The sequence below is a fragment of the Sphingomonas pruni NBRC 15498 genome, assembly GCF_001598455.1.
Taxonomy (GTDB): Bacteria; Pseudomonadota; Alphaproteobacteria; order Sphingomonadales; family Sphingomonadaceae; genus Sphingomonas; species Sphingomonas pruni.
Genome location: NZ_BCYZ01000013.1, coordinates 21,753 through 40,686, shown reverse-complemented (window position 1 = coordinate 40,686; position 18,934 = coordinate 21,753). Strand labels below are relative to the sequence as shown.

Annotated in this window: 19 protein-coding genes; 6 read left to right on the top strand and 13 right to left on the bottom strand. The window is 64.8% G+C overall.

Annotation, left to right across the window (positions count from 1 at the left end):
• Nucleotides 1–46: 46 nt before the first annotated feature.
• Entirely contained in the window at nt 47–1,153 is a 1,107-nt protein-coding gene (locus tag SPR01S_RS05855; protein ID WP_066586328.1) for an MBL fold metallo-hydrolase, read from the bottom strand.
• 126 nt (nt 1,154–1,279) lie between these two features.
• Here SPR01S_RS05855 and SPR01S_RS05850 point away from each other — a divergent pair, with 126 nt between their 5' ends.
• Nucleotides 1,280–1,609 (top strand): SMR family transporter, encoded by a 330-nt coding sequence (locus SPR01S_RS05850; protein ID WP_066586325.1) that lies wholly within the window; start codon nt 1,280–1,282, stop codon nt 1,607–1,609.
• A gap of 81 nt (nt 1,610–1,690) precedes the next feature.
• Here SPR01S_RS05850 and SPR01S_RS05845 read toward each other — a convergent pair whose 3' ends face one another.
• The 5 genes from SPR01S_RS05845 to SPR01S_RS05825 all read right to left on the bottom strand — a co-directional run bounded on the left by SPR01S_RS05845 (nt 1,691) and on the right by SPR01S_RS05825 (nt 6,193).
• Nucleotides 1,691–2,377 (bottom strand): DUF1013 domain-containing protein, encoded by a 687-nt coding sequence (locus SPR01S_RS05845; RefSeq protein WP_066586322.1) that lies wholly within the window; start codon nt 2,375–2,377, stop codon nt 1,691–1,693.
• Nucleotides 2,378–2,469: 92 nt separating this feature from the next.
• Nucleotides 2,470–3,492 (bottom strand): glycosyltransferase family 4 protein, encoded by a 1,023-nt coding sequence (locus SPR01S_RS05840; RefSeq protein WP_066586319.1) that lies wholly within the window; start codon nt 3,490–3,492, stop codon nt 2,470–2,472.
• 5 nt (nt 3,493–3,497) lie between these two features.
• Nucleotides 3,498–4,379, bottom strand: a complete 882-nt coding sequence (locus tag SPR01S_RS05835; protein ID WP_066586316.1) for a UDP-2,3-diacylglucosamine diphosphatase — start codon at nt 4,377–4,379, stop codon at nt 3,498–3,500.
• Between the two features lie 90 nt (nt 4,380–4,469).
• Nucleotides 4,470–5,087: a glutathione S-transferase family protein gene (locus tag SPR01S_RS05830; protein WP_066586314.1), complete on the bottom strand. Its 618-nt coding sequence runs from the start codon at nt 5,085–5,087 to the stop codon at nt 4,470–4,472.
• 104 nt (nt 5,088–5,191) lie between these two features.
• Nucleotides 5,192–6,193: an NAD(P)H-quinone oxidoreductase gene (locus SPR01S_RS05825; RefSeq protein WP_174531873.1), complete on the bottom strand. Its 1,002-nt coding sequence runs from the start codon at nt 6,191–6,193 to the stop codon at nt 5,192–5,194.
• A gap of 69 nt (nt 6,194–6,262) precedes the next feature.
• Between SPR01S_RS05825 and SPR01S_RS05820 the strand changes: the two genes are divergently transcribed.
• Together SPR01S_RS05820 and clpA are read left to right on the top strand one after the other, a co-directional pair.
• Nucleotides 6,263–6,457, top strand: coding sequence for a DUF1192 domain-containing protein (locus tag SPR01S_RS05820; RefSeq protein ID WP_066586311.1), 195 nt, complete (start codon nt 6,263–6,265; stop codon nt 6,455–6,457).
• 154 nt (nt 6,458–6,611) lie between these two features.
• Entirely contained in the window at nt 6,612–8,927 is a 2,316-nt protein-coding gene (gene clpA, locus SPR01S_RS05815) for an ATP-dependent Clp protease ATP-binding subunit ClpA (protein WP_066586302.1), read from the top strand.
• Nucleotides 8,928–9,034: 107 nt separating this feature from the next.
• Here the strand turns inward: clpA and SPR01S_RS05810 are convergent, their stop codons facing one another.
• From SPR01S_RS05810 to SPR01S_RS05795, 4 genes are all read right to left on the bottom strand, one after another.
• Nucleotides 9,035–9,736, bottom strand: coding sequence for a VIT1/CCC1 transporter family protein (locus SPR01S_RS05810; protein ID WP_066586299.1), 702 nt, complete (start codon nt 9,734–9,736; stop codon nt 9,035–9,037).
• 118 nt (nt 9,737–9,854) lie between these two features.
• Entirely contained in the window at nt 9,855–11,063 is a 1,209-nt protein-coding gene (locus tag SPR01S_RS05805) for an efflux RND transporter periplasmic adaptor subunit (RefSeq protein ID WP_084250979.1), read from the bottom strand.
• A gap of 3 nt (nt 11,064–11,066) precedes the next feature.
• Nucleotides 11,067–13,442, bottom strand: coding sequence for an ABC transporter permease (locus SPR01S_RS05800; RefSeq protein WP_157081981.1), 2,376 nt, complete (start codon nt 13,440–13,442; stop codon nt 11,067–11,069).
• Nucleotides 13,439–14,194 carry an ABC transporter ATP-binding protein gene (locus SPR01S_RS05795; protein ID WP_066586428.1) on the bottom strand — a complete coding sequence of 252 codons (756 nt, stop codon included), beginning with the start codon at nt 14,192–14,194 and terminating at the stop codon, nt 13,439–13,441. Before SPR01S_RS05795 ends, SPR01S_RS05800 begins: the two co-directional genes overlap by 4 nt.
• 250 nt (nt 14,195–14,444) lie before the next feature.
• Between SPR01S_RS05795 and SPR01S_RS05790 the strand changes: the two genes are divergently transcribed.
• Together SPR01S_RS05790 and SPR01S_RS05785 are read left to right on the top strand one after the other, a co-directional pair.
• The gene (locus tag SPR01S_RS05790) at nt 14,445–14,675 is read left to right on the top strand and encodes a hypothetical protein (protein ID WP_066586293.1); all 231 of its coding nucleotides are present in this window, start codon (nt 14,445–14,447) and stop codon (nt 14,673–14,675) included.
• Entirely contained in the window at nt 14,656–15,291 is a 636-nt protein-coding gene (locus tag SPR01S_RS05785) for a cytochrome b/b6 domain-containing protein (protein WP_066586290.1), read from the top strand. Before SPR01S_RS05790 ends, SPR01S_RS05785 begins: the two co-directional genes overlap by 20 nt.
• Before the next feature lie 213 nt (nt 15,292–15,504).
• Here the strand turns inward: SPR01S_RS05785 and SPR01S_RS05780 are convergent, their stop codons facing one another.
• Entirely contained in the window at nt 15,505–16,362 is an 858-nt protein-coding gene (locus SPR01S_RS05780) for a LysR family transcriptional regulator (RefSeq protein WP_066586287.1), read from the bottom strand.
• 86 nt (nt 16,363–16,448) lie between these two features.
• Between SPR01S_RS05780 and SPR01S_RS05775 the strand changes: the two genes are divergently transcribed.
• The gene (locus SPR01S_RS05775) at nt 16,449–17,441 is read left to right on the top strand and encodes a zinc-dependent alcohol dehydrogenase family protein (RefSeq protein WP_066586426.1); all 993 of its coding nucleotides are present in this window, start codon (nt 16,449–16,451) and stop codon (nt 17,439–17,441) included.
• Nucleotides 17,442–17,638: 197 nt separating this feature from the next.
• On the opposite strand, the gene SPR01S_RS05770 is transcribed toward SPR01S_RS05775, so the two are convergent.
• Both SPR01S_RS05770 and SPR01S_RS05765 read right to left on the bottom strand, forming a co-directional pair.
• Nucleotides 17,639–18,043 carry a BLUF domain-containing protein gene (locus SPR01S_RS05770; RefSeq protein ID WP_066586281.1) on the bottom strand — a complete coding sequence of 135 codons (405 nt, stop codon included), beginning with the start codon at nt 18,041–18,043 and terminating at the stop codon, nt 17,639–17,641.
• A 229-nt stretch (nt 18,044–18,272) separates the two neighbouring features.
• On the bottom strand, nt 18,273–18,821 hold the full coding sequence (locus SPR01S_RS05765) for a UrcA family protein (RefSeq protein ID WP_084250978.1): 549 nt from the start codon (nt 18,819–18,821) through the stop codon (nt 18,273–18,275).
• Nucleotides 18,822–18,934 lie beyond the last annotated feature (113 nt).

Below are 18,934 nucleotides of genomic sequence, written 5' to 3'. Positions count from 1 at the left end.
ACTCATCCTATGACGATGCGACGCTCCGCGCGAGCCGCGCCGGCGTTCAGGTCACGCGCCAGCGCCACACGCCGTCGCTGCCCGTTTCGCGCTTCGCCCGTCCTTCGACCTCGAGGCGCTTCAAATGCGCCATCGCCTCGCCAGTCGCCATGCCGAGCACCTCCTGGCCGATCGCCCGGCGGAACAGGCGGCCGAAGCAATCGACCACCCGGCGCGGCTCCTCCAGGAACACCTCGAGCTCGTCGAGCCGCGAGCGATGCTCGCGGTCCATCGCGTCAAGGCGTGTGTGAAGATGCAGGAAGGGGTCGCCATGCCCCGGCAGGGTGAGCACGTCGGGGGGAACCTCGCGCTTCAACTTGGCGATCGAGTCGAACCATTCGCCCAGCGGATCGGCGTCGGGTTCGGTGATACCGAGCGAGACGTTGGGACTGATCCGCGGCAGGACTTGGTCGCCGGCGATGAATACCTTACCCGCCTCGTCGAGCAGGCAGGCATGCTCGGGACTGTGCCCCGATCCGGTGATCACCCGCCAGGCGCGCGCGCCGATCGTGATCGTCTCCCCATCGACCATCCGGCGATATGACAAGGGCATCGGCCGGACGATGCGCCCGAAATTCGACCAGCCGCGCGCCGCGGCCAGGTCGATCTGCTCGTCGCTCCAGCCGCAGCCCCGGCGGAAATCATTGACCTCTTGCGGTGTCTCGGGCCGGGCATCGGCGACCAGCATCTGCGCGGTCAGCCACTCGCCGCGCGTCATCCATAAAGGCGCCTGGTGATGGTCGCACATCCATCCGGCGAGCCCGATATGGTCGGGGTGGAAATGCGTGCCGATCATCCGCGTCACGCGCACGCCGGCGAGCGGTCCCTTGAACACCGACTTCCACGCCTCTCGCGTCTCGGTCCGGTTCATCCCGGCATCGACCAGCGCGACCCCGTCGCCGCGGGCGTCACTGTCGTCGATCAGCCAGCAATTGATGTGCTTGAGCGGTCCGGGGACATTCAGCCGGACCCAGCGCACCCCCGGCGCAACCTGCATCACCTCCCCATCGCCGGGCTCTTTCCCGCCGAACGGATAGGTCAGGCCCTTATGGCTGGTGGGAACGAAGCTCTCGTCGGCGACGAACGCGGCGTCGGGCGTGCGGGCGGTGGCCATGATCGGGCGGTAGCAAGCGTCGCGATGAGATACCAGCGAAACGAATCGATGCCTCTTCGCCTACAAGTGTTCCGATACCCAGAAATCGAACATGACATGTTCCATGGAGCATTCTAGGCCCCGCGTATGGCCTATCTTTATCTCGCCATCGCGATCGTCGCCGAGGTGATCGGTACGTCGTTCATGAAGACATCGGCGGGATTCACGCGGCCGGGCCCCGCAATCGTGACGATCCTAGCTTATGCAATCGCATTCTACGCGCTGTCGCTGACATTACGCACGATCCCGACCGGAATAGCGTACGCGATCTGGTCCGGCGTGGGGATCGTGCTGATCGCAGGCGTCGCCTGGATATTCCAAGGCCAAAAGCTCGATATCGCTGCGCTGGTCGGCATAGCGCTGATCATCGCCGGGGTGACCGTCATGAACCTGTTCTCGCGCGCCGCGCCGCACTGACCAATCGGCCTTCGGCAGCAAAAAGGGCGGCGGACGGAGGTCCCCCGCCCTTTCCTGTTCGCCGAGGCGCGCTTCGGCGGATCAATGCTTGAACAGCGTCTCCGCGGTATGCACCACCGGTGCCGCTTCGCCTTCACCCTCGCCCGCCGCGGCTTCGGCGTCGCGTGCGGCCTGGTCGCGCTCGGCGCGGAGCTGTTCGATCAGCGCCTCGCGGTCGCCCTCCAGCCTTGTGTCGACCGGCGCCTCGATGCCGTGCGCCTTGGCCGCCTTGGTCACCGCGGCGTCGAGCTCGCGCTGCGTCGTCAGGCCGAGCGTCACCGGATCCTTGGGGGTGATGTTGGCGATGTTCCAGTGCGTGCGGTCGCGGATCGCCGCGATCGTCGTTCGCGTGGTGCCAATCAAGTTGGAGATCTGGCCGTCCGAGATTTCCGGGTGGTTGCGGATGATCCAGGCGATGCCGTCCGGCTTGTCCTGGCGCTTCGACACCGGGGTGTAGCGCGGCCCCTTGGTGCGACGGATCTGCTCCGGGCCCTTCGACATCTTGAGGACGTAGTTCGGGTCCTTCTGGCCCTTTTCGATCTCGTCCATCGTGAGCTCATGCGCGCGTACCGGATCGCGGCCGGTCAGCTTGGTCGCAGCAGTGTCGTCGGCGATCGCCTGGATCTCCAGGATGTGCAGGCCGCAGAATTCGGCGATCTGCTCGAAGCTGAGCGAGGTATTGTCGACCAGCCAGGAAGCGGTCGCATGGGGCATGAGCGGCTGAGCCACGAAAATCTCCGTCAGAAATAAATAGGGCCGCCCCTCGCGGAGCGGCCTGTCGTTGCGCTCGACTTAATCCGATTGGCCGCGCGGGGCAAGCTTTACGCCGCCAGCGCCTCGTCGCCGCCAACCGGCACCAGCGCATGCAGGAACTGATGCGCGCTCTTGGCCCAGGTGAAGCTCTGGCCATAGGCACGGCATGCGGCGCGGTCGAGGGTCAGCGCCGCGGCGATCGCCTGGTCGAGATCGTCATGCATCGCGCCGGTTTCGGGCGTCAGTACGTCGATCGGCCCGGTGACCGGATAAGCGGCTACCGGTGTGCCACAGGCGAGCGCCTCGATCATCACCAGCCCGAACGTGTCGGTCTTGCTGGGGAAGACGAAGACGTCGGCGGCAGCATAAGCGGCGGCGAGGTCGGCGCCGAATTTGGGTCCGAGGAAATGCGCGTCGGGATATTTGGCCTTGAGCGAGGCGAGCGCCGGACCGTCGCCGACGATCACCTTGGATCCCGGATGCTTGGCGGTCAGGAACGCCTCGATATTCTTCTCGATCGCGACGCGGCCGACATAGAGTTGGATCGGGCCTGGCAAGGCGCGGATCGCGGGATCGGGCGTCGGATCGCCAAAGGTCGACAGGTCGACGCCACGGCCCCAATGGCGGATCTGGGTCAGACCATGCGCCTTGAGCGTCTCGGCAATCGAGGCGGTGGAGGCGAGGATCGACTGAGCGGGCGAATGGAACCAGCGGATATAGCGCCACACCCATTCGGGGTTCACGCCGGTACGCGCCGCGACATAATCGGGGAATTGCGTGTGATAGGCGGTGGTGAAGGGGAAATCGCGCGCCAGGCACCAGCGCCGCGCGGCAAGACATACCGGCCCCTCGGTCGCGAGGTGGATCGCCTGGGGGCTGAATTCCTCCAGCATGCGGCCGACCGATCCGGTCGAGGCGAAGGCCAGCCGGATTTCGGGATAGGTCGGACAGGGCATCGAGTAGAACAGATCTGGCGATACGATCAGCACATCATGCCCCTGACGCATCAATTCGTCGCGGACCGACTGCAAGGTACGCACGACGCCGTTGACCTGCGGGCTCCAGGCATCGGTGACGACCGCGATCCGCACGTTCGTCAGGCCGCCGCTAGCGTCAAGCAGGGGACTTGGGCCTGCCTTCCTTTGATTTCGTCGGCCCAGTGCAACACCTCCATCCGACCATCGAAATGCTCGACCAATGCGGTACAGCCTTCGACCCAATCGCCGTCGTTATAATACTGAACGCCGTGAATTTCACGGTATTCCGCAGTGTGGATATGGCCGCACACCACGCCGTCGACGCCGCGATGCGCCGCTGCCTGGGCAACGACGTCTTCGTAATTCGAAATGAACTCGACCGCGTTCTTGACCTTGGCCTTGGCGTGCTTCGACAAGGACCAATAGGGCATGTTCCAGAAGCGCCGCCAGCGATTGACCAGCCGGTTGAGCGCCATCATCGTTTCGTACGCCGCGTCGCCGACATGGGCGAGCCAGCGGTGGGAAAGCGTGATCGCGTCGAATTCGTCGCCATGCAGCACCAACAACCGACGGCCGTCGGCGGTTTCATGGATCGCGTTGCGCCGTATCGCCACGCCGCCGAAATCGAGCCCGCAGAATTGCCGCACGACTTCGTCGTGATTGCCCGGAATATAGACGACTTCGGCACCGCGCTTGGCACGCTTGAGCAACCGCCACACCACGTCGTTATGCGCGGCCGGCCAATAGAGTTTCTTCTTGAGCCGCCAGCCGTCGATGATGTCGCCGACCAGATACATCTTTTCGCTGTCGACATGGTCGAGAAAGTCGATCAGCATTTCGGCATTGCAGCCCCGCGTCCCCAAATGAACGTCGCTGATCCAGATAGTCCTGTACTGACGACGGCTATGCGTCGCCCGCTCTGGAATAGCGGGCTTCGAATTCGCGAAGTCCGCCAGGTCGGCGATAGTACCGTCCTGTAACAATTTCGTCATTTCATTCATGCGTCACGAGCCCCGACGGATGACGTTGGCCGGCCTATGACGAAGTTATGTTACAAACAGAATCGCGATGACTTGAAATACACCAACTAATCAATCGGTGATGGCGATATGCCCCGGCAATGCGGCGACCCGTTCGATCCACGCCTGGACCGCCGGATAGCGATGGAGCTCGAACCCGCCCTCTTCGCAGACATGGGTATAGGCATAGAGCGCGATGTCGGCGAGGGTGAAGCGGCCCCCGACGAAGAACGGCGTCTGCGCCAGATGCTCATCCATCAGGGTGAGTGCCGCGTCCCCCGCCGCGCGCTTGACCGGCAATTGGGCGCGCTGCAGCTCGGTCAGATTGGCTTCACCGACCAAGGTCGTCCAGAAGCGGATCGTCGCGATATTGGGCTCGTGATTATATTGTTCCCAGAACATCCAGCGCAGCATATCGGCGCGATCGAACCGGTCGGCCGGAATCAGGGCTGAGCCGTCGGCAAGGTAGAAGCACGCCGCGCTGCTTTCCGGCAGGAAGTCGTCACCGACCTGGAGCACCGGGATGCGGCCATTGGCGTTCACGTCCGCCAGGAATGCGTCCGACCGCGTCTCCCCCTGCATGATGTCATATTCGCGCCGCTCGAGCTTCAGCCCGAGATGCGCCGCGGTCAGCCGGATCTTGTAGCAATTTCCCGACGCCGAATATTCGTGCAGGATCAGATTGGCCATCGAACTCTCCCTTCCGGTGCGGCGCGAGCAAAAGCGCAGGCCGCGTCGTCCGTCCAACCAAATTCGCTCGGCCGTTGATCAGCACGGCTTATGGCGGCCATCCGTTACGCGATCTCCAGCACTATCTTGCCGACGTGATTGCCCGATTCCATCAGCCTGTGCGCATCGGGCGCCCGATCGAAGGCGAACACGGTGTCGATCACCGGCTTCAACTGGCCCGCCTCGACATGCGGCCACACCGTACGGGCGAGTTCATCGGCCACGGCAGTCTTGAACGCGACCGAACGCGGACGCAGCGTGGATCCGGTCAGCGTCAGCCGGCGACGCATGATCTCGAAGATCGGGATCGTCGCCTGGCCGCCACCCTGCACCGCGATCGAGACATGGCGGCCGTCATCGCCGAGACACTGCAAATTGCGCGGCACATAGTCGCCGCCGACCATGTCGAGCACCACCGCGACGCCTTTGCCGCCGGTGATCGTCTTCACCTCTTCGACGAAATCGTGCGTCTTGTAATTGATCGCGTGGTCGGCGCCGACCACTTTGGCCGCCGCGCATTTCTCGTCGGACCCGGCGGTGACGATCACCTCCACGCCGAACACATTGCACAGGGCGATCGCCATCGTGCCGATGCCGCTGGTGCCGCCATGGACCAGCACGGTATCGCCCTCTGCCGCAAAGCCGCGCTCGAACAGATTGGTCCACACGGTGAACAAAGTCTCGGGCATCGCCGCCGCTTCGATCATGGTCAGCGCCTCGGGCACCGGCAGGCATTGGCCGTAGGGCGCGACGGCATATTCCGCGTAGCCACCGCCGGCGATCAGCGCGCAGACCGGTTGGCCGATCAGATCGCGCTCGACGCCCGCGCCGGTGGCGACGATCGTGCCGGCGACTTCCAGCCCCGGGATCGACGGCGCGCCCGGCGGCGGCGGATAGGCGCCCATTCGCTGCAGCACTTCGGGACGGTTGATCCCAGCGGCGGCGACCCGGATCAACACCTCGCCCTCGCCCGGCGCCGGCACGGGGCGTTCGACGACCCGCAGCACCTCGGGTCCGCCCGGCTCTTCAGGATCGATCGCGCGCATCACGGTCGGTATCGCGTTCATTCGCACCCCTTCGTCGGAAACCCGCTGGGGTTATTGACATCGCCCGGCCCAGGGTCAACGTTCACGCTCATGGATTCCGAAGAGAATCTCCCGCGCCCCGGCGACCCGATCGCGCTCCTGGTCAAACAGGACCTCGATCCGCTCTCGGTGGCCGAGCTCGAGGAGCGTATCGCTATCCTCGAAGGCGAGATCGCACGCATCAAAAATCATATGCAACGCGCCGTTAACCATCGCGCAAGCGCTGACTCTCTATTCAAGCGATGAGCGCGAATCGCATCTTCGCGCCGGCCCGGCTTTCACTCATGGCTGGCCGACATGACGATGCGAATAATGGCCGGCGCTTGATGCGGGGCCCTCCCCACCCGACATTAGGGCAAAGGGCCGTGCGTTCATGCGGCCCGTCAGGAGTAATAGTCTAATGCCGAGTTTCGCCTCCGCGCTCGAAACCACTCTCCACAAGGCGCTCGAAGCCGCTTCGTCGCGCCGCCACGAATATGCGACGCTCGAGCATTTGCTGCTTGCGCTGGTCGATGACGAACACGCCTCCAAGGTGATGGCGTCGTGCGGCGTCGATCTCGACGAGCTCAAGATGACCGTCGCGCAATATCTCGACACCGAGCTCGATGCGCTCAAGGTCGACAAGGCGACCGATCCGTCGCCGACCAGCGGGTTCCAGCGCGTCGTCCAGCGCGCGATCCTGCACGTCCAGTCATCGGGCCGCGACGAAGTGACCGGCGCCAACGTGCTGGTCGCGTTGTTCAGCGAGCGCGAATCCTACGCGGTCTATTTCCTGCAGCAGCAGGATATGAGCCGGCTCGACGCGGTCAGCTTCATCTCGCACGGCGTCGGCAAAGGCGGCGCGCCGGTCGAGGCCTCGACTCCCAAGGGCGCCGAGGAAGAGAAGTCGACCAAGAGCGAGAAGGGCAAGAACGAAAGCGCGCTCAAGCAGTTCACCGTTGACCTCAATGAGAAGGCCAAGAACGGCAAGGTCGATCCGCTGATCGGCCGCATGGCGGAGGTCGACCGTACGGTACAAATCCTATGCCGCCGTTCGAAGAACAACCCGCTCTATGTCGGCGATCCCGGCGTCGGCAAGACGGCGATCGCCGAAGGTCTGGCGCGCAAGATCGTCGAGGGCGACGTGCCCGACGTGCTGAAGCCCGCGGTGATCTATTCGCTCGACATGGGCGCGTTGCTCGCCGGCACGCGCTATCGCGGCGATTTCGAGGAGCGGCTGAAGCAGGTCGTGACCGAGCTCGAAAAGATGCCCGACGCGATCCTGTTCATCGACGAGATCCACACGGTGATCGGTGCCGGCGCGACTAGCGGCGGCGCGATGGACGCGTCGAACCTGCTCAAGCCGGCTCTGTCGGGCGGCACGATCCGCTGCATCGGGTCGACCACCTACAAGGAATTCCGCAACCATTTCGAAAAGGACCGCGCCTTGCTGCGCCGGTTCCAGAAGATCGACGTCAACGAGCCGACGATCGAGGATACGGTGAAGATCCTGGCCGGCCTGCGCTCTGCGTTCGAGGAGCATCATCAGGTCCGCTACACGCCGGACGCGATCAAGTCGGCGGTCGAACTGTCGGCGCGCTACATCAACGACCGCAAGCTGCCGGACAAGGCTATCGACGTGATCGACGAAGTCGGCGCTATGCAGATGCTGGTGCCGCCGAGCCGCCGCAAGAAGACGATCACCACCCGCGAGATCGAGCAGGTGATCGCGACGATGGCGCGCATCCCACCGAAATCGGTGTCGACCGACGACAAGAAGGCGCTCGAGACGCTCGAGACCGACCTGAAGCGTGTCGTGTTCGGGCAGAATGACGCGATCGAAAAGCTCGCCTCGGCGATCAAGCTCAGCCGCGCTGGTCTCCGCGATCCCGATAAGCCGATCGGCAACTATCTGTTCACCGGCCCGACCGGTGTCGGCAAGACCGAGGTCGCGCGTCAGCTCGCGTCGATCATGGGCATCCCGCTGCAGCGGTTCGACATGTCCGAATATATGGAGCGTCACTCGGTCAGCCGGCTGATCGGTGCCCCTCCGGGCTATGTCGGTTACGATCAGGGCGGCCTGCTGACCGACGCGGTCGACCAGCAGCCGCATTCGGTGCTGCTGCTCGACGAGATCGAGAAGGCGCATCCGGACCTGTTCAACATCCTGTTGCAGGTGATGGATAACGGCAAGCTGACTGATCATCACGGCAAGACGGTCGATTTCCGCAACACCATCCTGATCATGACGACCAATGCCGGCGCGTCCGACATGGCGCGCGAGACGGTGGGCTTCGGCAATTTGACTCGCGAGGGTGAGGACGAACAGGCGGTGCAGCGGATGTTCACGCCCGAATTCCGCAACCGCCTCGATGCGATCGTCCCGTTCGGCTACCTCCCGCCCGAGGTCGTCGCCCGAGTGGTCGAGAAGTTCATCCTGCAGCTCGAGCTGCAGCTGGCGGACCGCAACGTCCATATCAGCCTGGATGACGAATCGAAGAAGTGGTTGACCACCAAGGGCTATGACAAGCTCTACGGTGCCCGCCCGATGGGCCGCCTGATCCAGGAGAAGATCAAGCAGCCGCTCGCCGAGGAATTGCTGTTCGGCAAGCTGGTCCATGGCGGCGAAGTGGTGGTGAAGATGAAGGACGGCGCACTGGCCTTCGAGATCACCCCGGCGGCGCCCAAGAAGCCGGGCAAGAAGGGCGGCAAGACCGCCAAGGCCGAGGCCAAATAGGCCGAGACCTCAGCCGGAAATGCATGCGGGCTGGGGAGCGATCCTCGGCCCGTTTCATTTCGCGTTTTGATCGGGTTGGCGGTAAGGCTCGCCCGGTTCCAGCGGCGTCAGACCGCTGTCCCGACGAGCTTGCCGATTCCCGCCGTCAATGCCATCGCCAGCGCGCCCCAGAACGTCACTCGCACCACCGATCTGAGCAGCGCGGCATCGCCGGCCTTGGCTCCCAATGCGCCGAGGATGGCGAGACAGACCAGCGAGGTGACCGTGACGAGCGGGATGAGCAAAGCCGTCGAAGCGAGCGCGACCACCAGCAGCGGCGCGGCCGCACCGACGCTGAAGGTCGCCGCGGACGTGAACGCAGCCTGGAGGGGACGCGCAGTCGACAGCTCGGAGATGCCGAGTTCATCGCGAGCGTGAGCGCCGAGCGCGTCCTTCGCCATCAATTGGTCGGCAACCTGACCAGCGAGTTCGGGAGTGAGGCCTCGCGCTACATAAATGCCGGCCAATTCCTCCCGCTCGAATTCGGGTTGATCGCGAAGTTCGCCACTTTCCTTGGCGAGGTTCGCCCTTTCGCTGTCGGCCTGTGAGCTGACCGAGACATATTCCCCAGCAGCCATCGACATCGCACCGGCAACGAGCGCGGCGATGCCGGCGAGCAATACCTCCGCCTTTCCGGCCGAGGACGCCGCGATGCCGACGATCAGGCTGCCGGTCGAAACGATGCCGTCATTGGCGCCGAGGACCGCGGCACGCAGCCAGCCGATGCGCTCGACGGTGTGGCGTTCGACGTGGAGATGCAAGCGAGACATGACGATCGCTTCGCATCATTTGATCGGCGGCACATTAGGTAGATTACCCTAGCGCGGGCGTTTCTCCCGGGTAGCGGCGACATGGCGGCGGCCGTAAAGAAGCGGGCGCCTTCCTGCCCTATTTGCGTACAGCGATACGGGTGCCGTCCGCGACCTTGTCGCCGGGATGCAGAACGACCCGATCGCCGGGGTTGAGCCCGGCGAGTATTTCGGCCCAATCGGCATTCATGTGGCCCACTTTGACGGTCACGGCGTCAACCCGCCGGTCGGACGAAATGCGAAACACCTGCCATTGGTCGCCCTTGCGAAACAGCGCCCCGACCGGAACGCGCACCCGATCATTTGCCGACCACACGGTGATCCGTACCGTCGCGCGAAACCCGTGACCGAGCCGGGCCCAGACGGATGGAGGATCGAGCAGATCGATGACGACGTTCACCCGCTGCTCCTCGACGCCCAGAGCCGACACCTTGAGAAAACCATAGGGTTCGACCAGGCGCACCCGACCGACCAGCGGTCTCGCTCCGCCCCAATCCTCGACCGAGACCGCAGCTCCTGGCTGCACCTCGACCGCATCCGCCGACAAGAGGTCGGTGACGAGTTCGATCTGCGTTGCGTCGCCGACGGCCGCAATCGGCGTTCCGGCGAGCACCACGCGAGCACTCTCCTGCGGCACGCTCAGGAGGAACCCGCTGACCGGCGCGCGCACATCGACTATTCCGCGCCCAGCGCCGCCGGCCTGGGGCGGGATCAACCCCGCACGTGCCGCGCGCACCGCTTCGTGCGCCGCCTCGGCCGCGCGACGCGCCGAACGCAGTCCTGCATTCGCCCGGTCACGAGCGGCCTCGGCCTCGTCGAGAGCCGCGCGGGCGACGAACCCTCGTCCGTAGAGCGTGGTCAGGCGCGTGAACTGACGACCGGACAACGTCACCGCGGTCCGCGCCGCTTCGGTCTGGGCATCGGCCGCATCGGCCTGCGCCTCGAGCGTTGCTATATTCCCCTCGATCTGCGCGACCGTCCGGGCGTCGAGCGGCGCCGGCTCGGGCGGCTTGATACGCGCGAGCACAGTCACGCCCGCGACGACGCGGGCACCAGGCTTGAGCGGAACCCGCAACAGCTCGCCGCCGACCGGCGCCGAGACCGTGTAGAGGTCGCGCACGCGCGTTTCGGCCAAGTCGTCGACGGTCACCGTCATCGGCCCGCGGGTGACCGATCCCGCCTCGACCTCCACCGGTGCGACGCGCGTGGCGACATAGACGGCGACCGCCAACGCGATGACAATCAGCGCGAGCAGGATGCGAGGACCGGTGATGCGTTTGGCTGGCACGGCTTATTCTCTCGTCTTGAGGGCGCGTACCAAGTCGAGCCGGTCGACGCGGCGGCGTATCAGCATTGCGGTTGCCGCGCCGGCGGCGGCCATGACGATCACCCCCTGTCCCAGAACGCGCGGGTCGATCACTACGGGAATGGTGAAGAGGTCGCTGTTGAAACGCCCGGCCAGATATCGCCAGAGTTCCACGCCGCCGACGAGCCCGAGCGGCAGCGAGAGGAGAAGCAGGATGGCCTGCTCGCCCAACAGGACGAAGGCGACTTCGCGCCGCCGGAAGCCGAGGACGCGCAGCGAGGCAAGATCGCGCGCCTGTTCGGACAGGCTGATCCGCGCGCTGTTATAGACGACGCCGGCGACGACGAGTCCGGCAAGGCCGCTATAGAATAGCGTCATGGTCAGCAGATTCTCCTCGATCGTCGAGCGGATCGCGCGCTCTGCAGCGGCGCTCCTGCTGATACCGGCGACCATCGGGCTCTGCTCGAGCCGTTTCTCCACCGCCGCACGCCGTGCCGGGTCGACCTCCAAATAGGCGCCGGACAAGGTGTTTCCCTCTCGCAACAGCCGATTGAGCGCGCCGCGATCGAGCGTCGCGGTCGCGCCGAAAGGGCTGTCCAGCACGCCGACCACGGGTAGCCGCAGCACGGGCCGCTCCCCCTCGCCCACTTCCGCTTCGACGACATCGCCCCGGCCGACGTCCAACGCCTGTGCCATTCGACCGGAGATGATCGCGCCGTCCTTCGGCAACGACACGGCGTCGCCTTGCATGTCGACCAGCCGACTGAGATCGGCGTCGCGCTCGGCGCCGACGAGTCCTTCGCGCAGCAGGTAATGGCCCGCTCGAAAGCGTGCGTCGGTGGCCCGGAACGGCTGCACCGCGATCACGCCCGGAATGCGTGCCAGTTCGAACAGCGCGCGCGCGTCGCGCGCCTCGGCGAAGGTGACCATCAGGTCCGATCGGTCGGCGGCGCCAAAGCCCAGCTCGATCATCCGGTTCATGCTCGCCGGCGCATTCTGGGTGGCGACATAGAGCGCCAGCGCCGAAGCCAGCCCAAGCACGGTCAATGCCGTACGCAGCGGACGCCGCAGCAGCCCGCGCAAGATTATCCTGCTAGGCTCGTCGGGACCGAGCCGATTGGTCAGCCGACCCAATATCGCGCTCGAAAAGTCCGCCGGCTTGGGCGGCTGCATGGCGGCGGCGGGCGTCAATCGCGCCGATCGCCAGACAGCCGTTGTTGCACCGAGCAGAACCGGAACCAGCGTCGCGGCCGCCGCGAGCAGATAAACGTCGAGGCCGGCGCGGAATGCGAGAAACGGGAAGGTGTAGAAGCGCTGATATACTTGCGACAGCGCGCGCCCGAGCCAGATACCCAGACCGATACCGAGAACGAATCCGCCAAAGGCGAGCAGCAAAGCGAGCGCCGCATAGTGAAGGAGGATCGCGCGGTTACGGAAGCCGAATGCCTTCATCAGGCCGATTATTTCGCGTTCCGTCTCGACGAGCCGCGCCAATACGATGTTCAGCAGGAACGCCGCGACCAGCAGGAATACCGGCGGAAGCACCGCCGCCATGGTCCGCAATTGCTCGATCTCGCTCGAGATGAAGCGGTCAGATATCTGCTGCTTGCGCGAATAGGCCCCAACCCCGCCATAGGGCGCCAGCAGCAGATCGAGCCGGCGAATCACGTCATCGGAATCGGCACCGGGGCTGAGCCGGACGAGCGCTTCATTGAACGCCTGTTTGCGATCGAGCGCCGCGGCCAGAGGTTCGCGCGCCATCCACAAGATACCGTAATGACGATTGTCGGGCATGAACTGACCCGGCGCGAGCGCATAGATATATTCGGGCGAAAGCACCGTTCCCACCAGGCGTAACTCGACCTGCTTGCCGTACAATACGGCGCGGAAGCGGTCGCCCAGACGGAGCCCGGCGCCGAGCACGAAGGGCTCGCTCGCGACCACCTCATTCGGGTTCTCGGGCTCTGGAAAGCGACCGCTGCGCAACACCAGGCGATTGAGCGCGTCGGCCGTCGGGGCGGGAAGCGAATGCACCCGCGCGGACACCGGCTCGCCGATCTGCGGCAGGTCGAGCGTTGCACGCGCGCTGATCCGACTGTCGGCCGCCGCGACGCCGGGCAGCCGGCGAACCTCCGCGATTACGGGCTCGGGAGCGCGCACGAGCGGGGCAAAGATGTCGGCGAAACGATATTGATCGTAATAGGCGGCGCGCGTCGCGTCGAGCGAGCGGATCAGCCCCTGCGCCATCACCACCGTCGCGATACCGGCCGCGGTGACCAGCGCGATCGCCACTGCTTGCGCTCGTAGCCGCCACAAGTCGCGGAACAGCTTTACGGTAAGCGTCGAGCGCAGCCGTATCACCAGCTCAACTCCAGCGGGGACTTGCGGGTGCGGTTGTGGCGATGTCCGGCGATCCGTCCATCACCGAACAGCATGACTTCGCCGGCCATGTCGGCGATCACCGCATTGTGCGTGATGATGAAGGTGGTGGTGCCGAATTCCCGGTTCACCTGGTCGAGCGCGGCAAGCACCCGCGTACCGGTCTGGCTGTCCAGCGCACCGGTGGGTTCGTCGCAAAGCAATACCCGCGGGCGCTTGGCGATGGCGCGTGCGATCGCCACACGCTGCTGCTCGCCACCGGAAAGTTGTGCCGGAAAATGATCGAGCCGTTCTTCCAGCCCGACCATCGCCAGGGCCTCCACCGGGTCCATCGGATCCTCGGAGATTTCGGTGATCAGCGAGACGTTCTCGCGGGCAGTCAATGACGCCACCAGATTGTAGAATTGAAAGACGAAGCCGACGCTGCGGCGGCGATATTCAGTCAAGGCGTCATCGTCGAACGCGGTGATCTCGCGGTCGAAGAACCAGACCTTACCGCCACTGGCGTGGTCCAGTCCGCCCAGGATGTTCAACAACGTCGACTTGCCGGAGCCGGAAGGGCCCAGCAGGACCAGCATTTCTCCTTCGGCGACCTCGAACGTCGTGCCGCGAAGGGCATGGACCGCATTGTCGCCCGAACCATAGACTTTCGCCAGATCCTCGACGCGGTAGATTAGCTGCCGCCCGAGGTGCGGGTCGACCGCGTCCGGCTCCGTCTGCGGTGGCGCTGCCACGATCACGTTCCCCGTGCTGCTCCGCACCGCAGTAAACGGCGCCCGATGACCTCCAAATCCGTAGCTTCCCCTATTTCGGGGCAAGGCTCTTCGCGCGTATTTTCATCAGGCCATTCCTGAATGTGCCCATTCTCGGCGCTGAACATCGCCGCCTAAGCGAGTGCGTATGCCGGGCGGGATAAGCGCTTAGCCGATGGCGCAATGCGATCGAACCGCGAAGGTCGGGACTTCCCAACCTGGAGAAAGAAACATGGTTTCGAAGCTTATCGGCATCGCCTCTGTGGCGGCGTTATCCGCGATCGCATTTGCCGCGCTGGCCGCATACCGGCCCGCTGCCTCGCCTGGGCCGCGGGCAGCGGACCGGGCGGCGGAAAAGGCACCGCAGGCCGCCAAGGCGGACGCCGAGCCGTGCAGCGCGGCGCGCTGCGAGAAACCCGGCAATCCAGCGAAGGAGGAAGACCATGACCGTGATGACGACTGATGCACCGCGCCCGCGCCGTTGGGACGCCGTCGTTCGGATAACCCATTGGTCGATCGTCGCCGCGGTGTTGGTTAACGCGGTCTTCACCGAGGAAGGGTCGAGCACGCATGTCTGGGTGGGTTATGCGCTTGCAGCAATCCTCGCCGCACGTCTGATTTGGGGATTGATCGGCCCTGCCGAAGCGCGCTTCTCGGCGTTCCCGCCAAGTCCGCGCGCGGCCATCGCGCACATCCGTGAGATCGTGGCGGGGGAGAAGCGCCTTCATAGCTCGCACAACCCGCTCGGCGCCCTGATGGTCTATGCCATCTGGTCCTGTTTGCTGGTCATCATCGCGACCGGCATCGCCATGGCCGGTCTCCCCGGCGTGCCACGCGAGACGCGATCGACGCCTGCCCCGGCCGCGGCGACCGGTGGCTCATATGCCGAGGCGCGGGAAACGGAAGAACGGGAAGAGGGCAAAGGAGAAGAGGGTGAGGAAGGGCCGCTGGGCGAGATCCATGAGCTAGCCGCCAATCTGCTTTACGTCCTCATCGCGCTGCATCTCGCTGGGGTGGTGTTCGAAACGCGCCGCAGTGGACGGCAAGTGGTGACGGCGATGCTGCCAGGCCATCGCTGACCGCGCGATGTTCCGGAGTATCCCCCCGCGCGAAGGAGGCGGTACAGCGGTCACTCCGCGTCGGATGAACGACCGTTTTCAGATACCATTCATCGGTTCGAAACGGATGACCGAACCGCCGCTACGTGGGCTGTCAAGCTCGACAAGGAAAGACAGGAACGGGCATGCCTTATGGTCCTGTCCAAGTTCGGAAGCAGGGTTCAGATGACTTACCTAATTCAGAACTTCCGCGGCTTCGCCAGCCAGCAGCTCGACCGTGAAATCCACCAGAGCACGCAGGCGGGGCAGCCGTCGCAGGTCGCGGTGATACCCCATCCAGACGTCGCGCGATGGCGGCGCGCCGCCGAGGTCCAAGCGCTCGATCTCGGGCTCGCTGTCGCCTAGCGCGGATGGCAACACGGCGATGCCGATCCCCTCGCCACAGGCGCGCGCTTGCGCCTGGCGGTCGTTGCTCCGAAACGCGACGGGCACGTCGGGCAGTCGCTCGCGAAGCCAGATCGCGTCCGGCATGTGGCTCAGCGCCGCGTCCATCGTGATGAGCCTCGGCTCGCCACTCGCGCCCCGTTTGCGGTAGGCAGCATAGCCGATCCGCATCAGCCGCCGCTGAATGACGTCGACTTCCTCGAACCGCGTAATTCGAAAGGCCAGGTCGGTTTCGCGGCGCGAGAGCGAATAGAGCCGGCTGTCGGTGACGAGTTCGATCGTCACATCGCGATGCACCTCCGCAAAACGCGAAAATACCGGCGTCAGCACATGCACGCCGAACCAGTCCGAAGACGTCACCCGCAGCCCGCCCTGCAATTGCCGGTCACTGCCCATGAGCGCGCGCTCGAGCGAGAGGAATTCCTCCTCCATCCGCTCGGCGGGGGGAAGCATGGCGCTGCCTTCGTCGGTCAGGACGAAGCCGTGCGCGGTGCGCTGGAACAAGATATGGCCGGTCGCGTCCTCCAGCGCCTTTAGTCGTCGCCCCATGGTCGGCTGTGTGAGCCCGCAAGATCGGGCCGCGGCGCCGAGCGATCCAGCGCGCGCGATCGCCAGGAATATGCGAATATCACCCCAGTCCGCATGCATAAATGCATGGATAACATGCGAGATCGTTGATCGCAAAACGATCCTGATCGAGCCATCTTGTGCGCATGATGATTGGAGATCGCGAAATGTCAGCATCCGAAATGATCGCCGCCGTGGTGAATGAGGCAAATGGGCCGTTCGTGCTGGTTCAGGCGCCGCGCCCGGTCGCAGCCGCGGGCGAAGTTCTGGTGCGGGTTCATGCCAGCGGCGTGAACCCGCTCGACACCAAAATTCGCGCAGGGGCCGCGGCACATGCCCGGCATGAGCTTCCCGCCATCCTCGGTATCGACCTTGCCGGCTCGATCGTCGCGATAGGCGACGGCGTGACGGGGTTCGCCGTCGGCGACGAGGTGTTCGGGATGACGGGAGGCGTGGGCGGCATCCAAGGTTCGCTGGCCGAATATGCCGCGGTCGACGCGCGCCTGATTGCACCCAAGCCCGCCAATCTGAGCATGCGTCAGGCGGCGGCGCTGCCCTTGGCCGTCATCACGGCCTGGGAAGGCCTGGTCGATCGCGCGCGCGTGGGCGCGGGTCAGCGCGTGCTGGTCCAGGGCGGCGCCGGTGGCGTGGGGCATGTCGCCATCCAATTGGCACGCGCATACGGTGCGCAGGTATTCGCGACCGGAACCGCCAAGGATGGCGAGATCATCACTGGCTTCGGCGCAACCGCGATCGATTTCCAGGCGGAGGACGTGTTGGACTATGTCGCCCGCCTTACCGACGGGGAAGGTTTCGACATCGTCTACGATACGGTGGGGGGCGCCACGCTCGACGCATCCTTCGTCGCGGCGCGCCGCTTCGGCCATGTGGTCAGCGCATTGGGCTGGGGCACGCATGCTCTTGGGCCCTTGTCGTTCAAGGGCGGCACCTATTCGGGCGTGTTCACCCTGCTTCCGCTGCTGACCGGCGCCGGCCGCGAGCATCATGGAAAAATATTGCGGGCCGCGGCAGCTTTGGCCGAGGCCGGCAAGCTCGTGCCTCGCCTGCACCCGCATAGCTTTTCATTGGAAACCGTCGGCGATGCGCATGCCATGGTGACCGCCAGGCAAGCGACGGGGAAGATCGTAATCGACATATAGCGAGGGGATTCCCGCCGAGCCGATCGCTGCTCGAGTTGCTTCCAGGGCGGCGGCAATCCGGATCGGGCGGTCAACTTCTCGGCGCTCTCCGCGCACCAGCGCTTGGGAAGCGAGCATCGGTCGGCGACACGGGACTTGCGAATATTATGGGGTGCAGTCCCTTCGATAGCTCGCAACGCCGACCAATCGGACGAACGTTATGCCGCGTGCCGCCGCGCGAACCCCTCGAAATAGGCCTTGAGAAGCGGATCATCGATTGGCGCCACCAGTCCGGCCACTTCATCGGTCATGGTCGAGGTTCGGTTCAAGGCACCGCCAGGTTGAAACCCCATCGCCCATTTTCCGAAGAGACGTTCTTCCACCGCTTCCCGCTTGAGCACGACCGGCGCAAAGTGGCGCTCGTCGAAGCGAATACGCTCAAAGGTTTCCTGCACACGCGCCTCTGGCCCCTCGAGAACCTGGAGGAAGCGGTTCCCGCCGGCGATCAGCAGACCGGTTATATCGGCGGCGACGTTATTGCGTCGGGACACCGACAGAATATTGTCCAACCGAGCGCGAGAGTGCGGTTCTCGCGTCGAGCTGATGTAGAGCAACCGTATCATCGAGGGGGTCCTTGCTGTCGGACCCGCGCTAACGGCCAAAACCGAAAAAACAGATAATTCGCGATTGATCAGAATCAATTAGCGAGTGGCGGGCAGTATGCTCGCGCAGACCCGACAAGCTCGTGATCCGAATGTGGCCGCAGTCCCGCAATGATCTGGCCCCAACCGGATATCGGCTTAGGCAAACCTTTGGACGGCAGAGCCTATCGTCGACGCGTCCGTCCTCCCACTACTCCACGCAGGCGCAGCGCGGCTTCCAGGCAGAACGAAACGTTGCCGGCGGCGTGCGATAGGTCAGGGTGATCGTCGTCGTCTTGATCGTCGTCGTGGTGATCTTGGTCGTCTTCGACACGAGCTGGGAGGGCGCTGCCGGGAGCGGTGCATAAGCGATGCGCGGCGGCTCGGCCATCATCCGCGGCGGAGGTGGCGGCGGCGGCGTATAGCGTCGCATTCGATAGTAGCGCCGATCCGCCGCTCGCTCGAACGCGATACGGCGGCGCCACTGGTCGCGGCTGGCGGCACGGGCGACTTGCCAGTCGGCGCTCAGCCACGCTTCGTCCCGGCAATCCTCATCCCCACCGCACATCTCGTCGATGCGGCCGCGCAGCCGCTTGATCAGGCGGTCCATCCCCCAGCCGGTCGACAGGTCGAGATCGCCCACGCCGACCACCGCCGTCTGGACGTCGCGATCATAATAGTCCGAGGCGGTAGCCGCCGGCGCGATCAGCGCAGCAGCGGACAGGACGGCCGGCAGGGCGAGCATAAGCAATCGGGTCATCACGCGACCTCATTTCGTTAACCATGTTCCGATCGCATAACGACCCCCAACCGTCCGCGAGTCAAGCAAACTGGCCGTCGCGTTCGTCCAATCTGGGGACTTGGCGATCATGG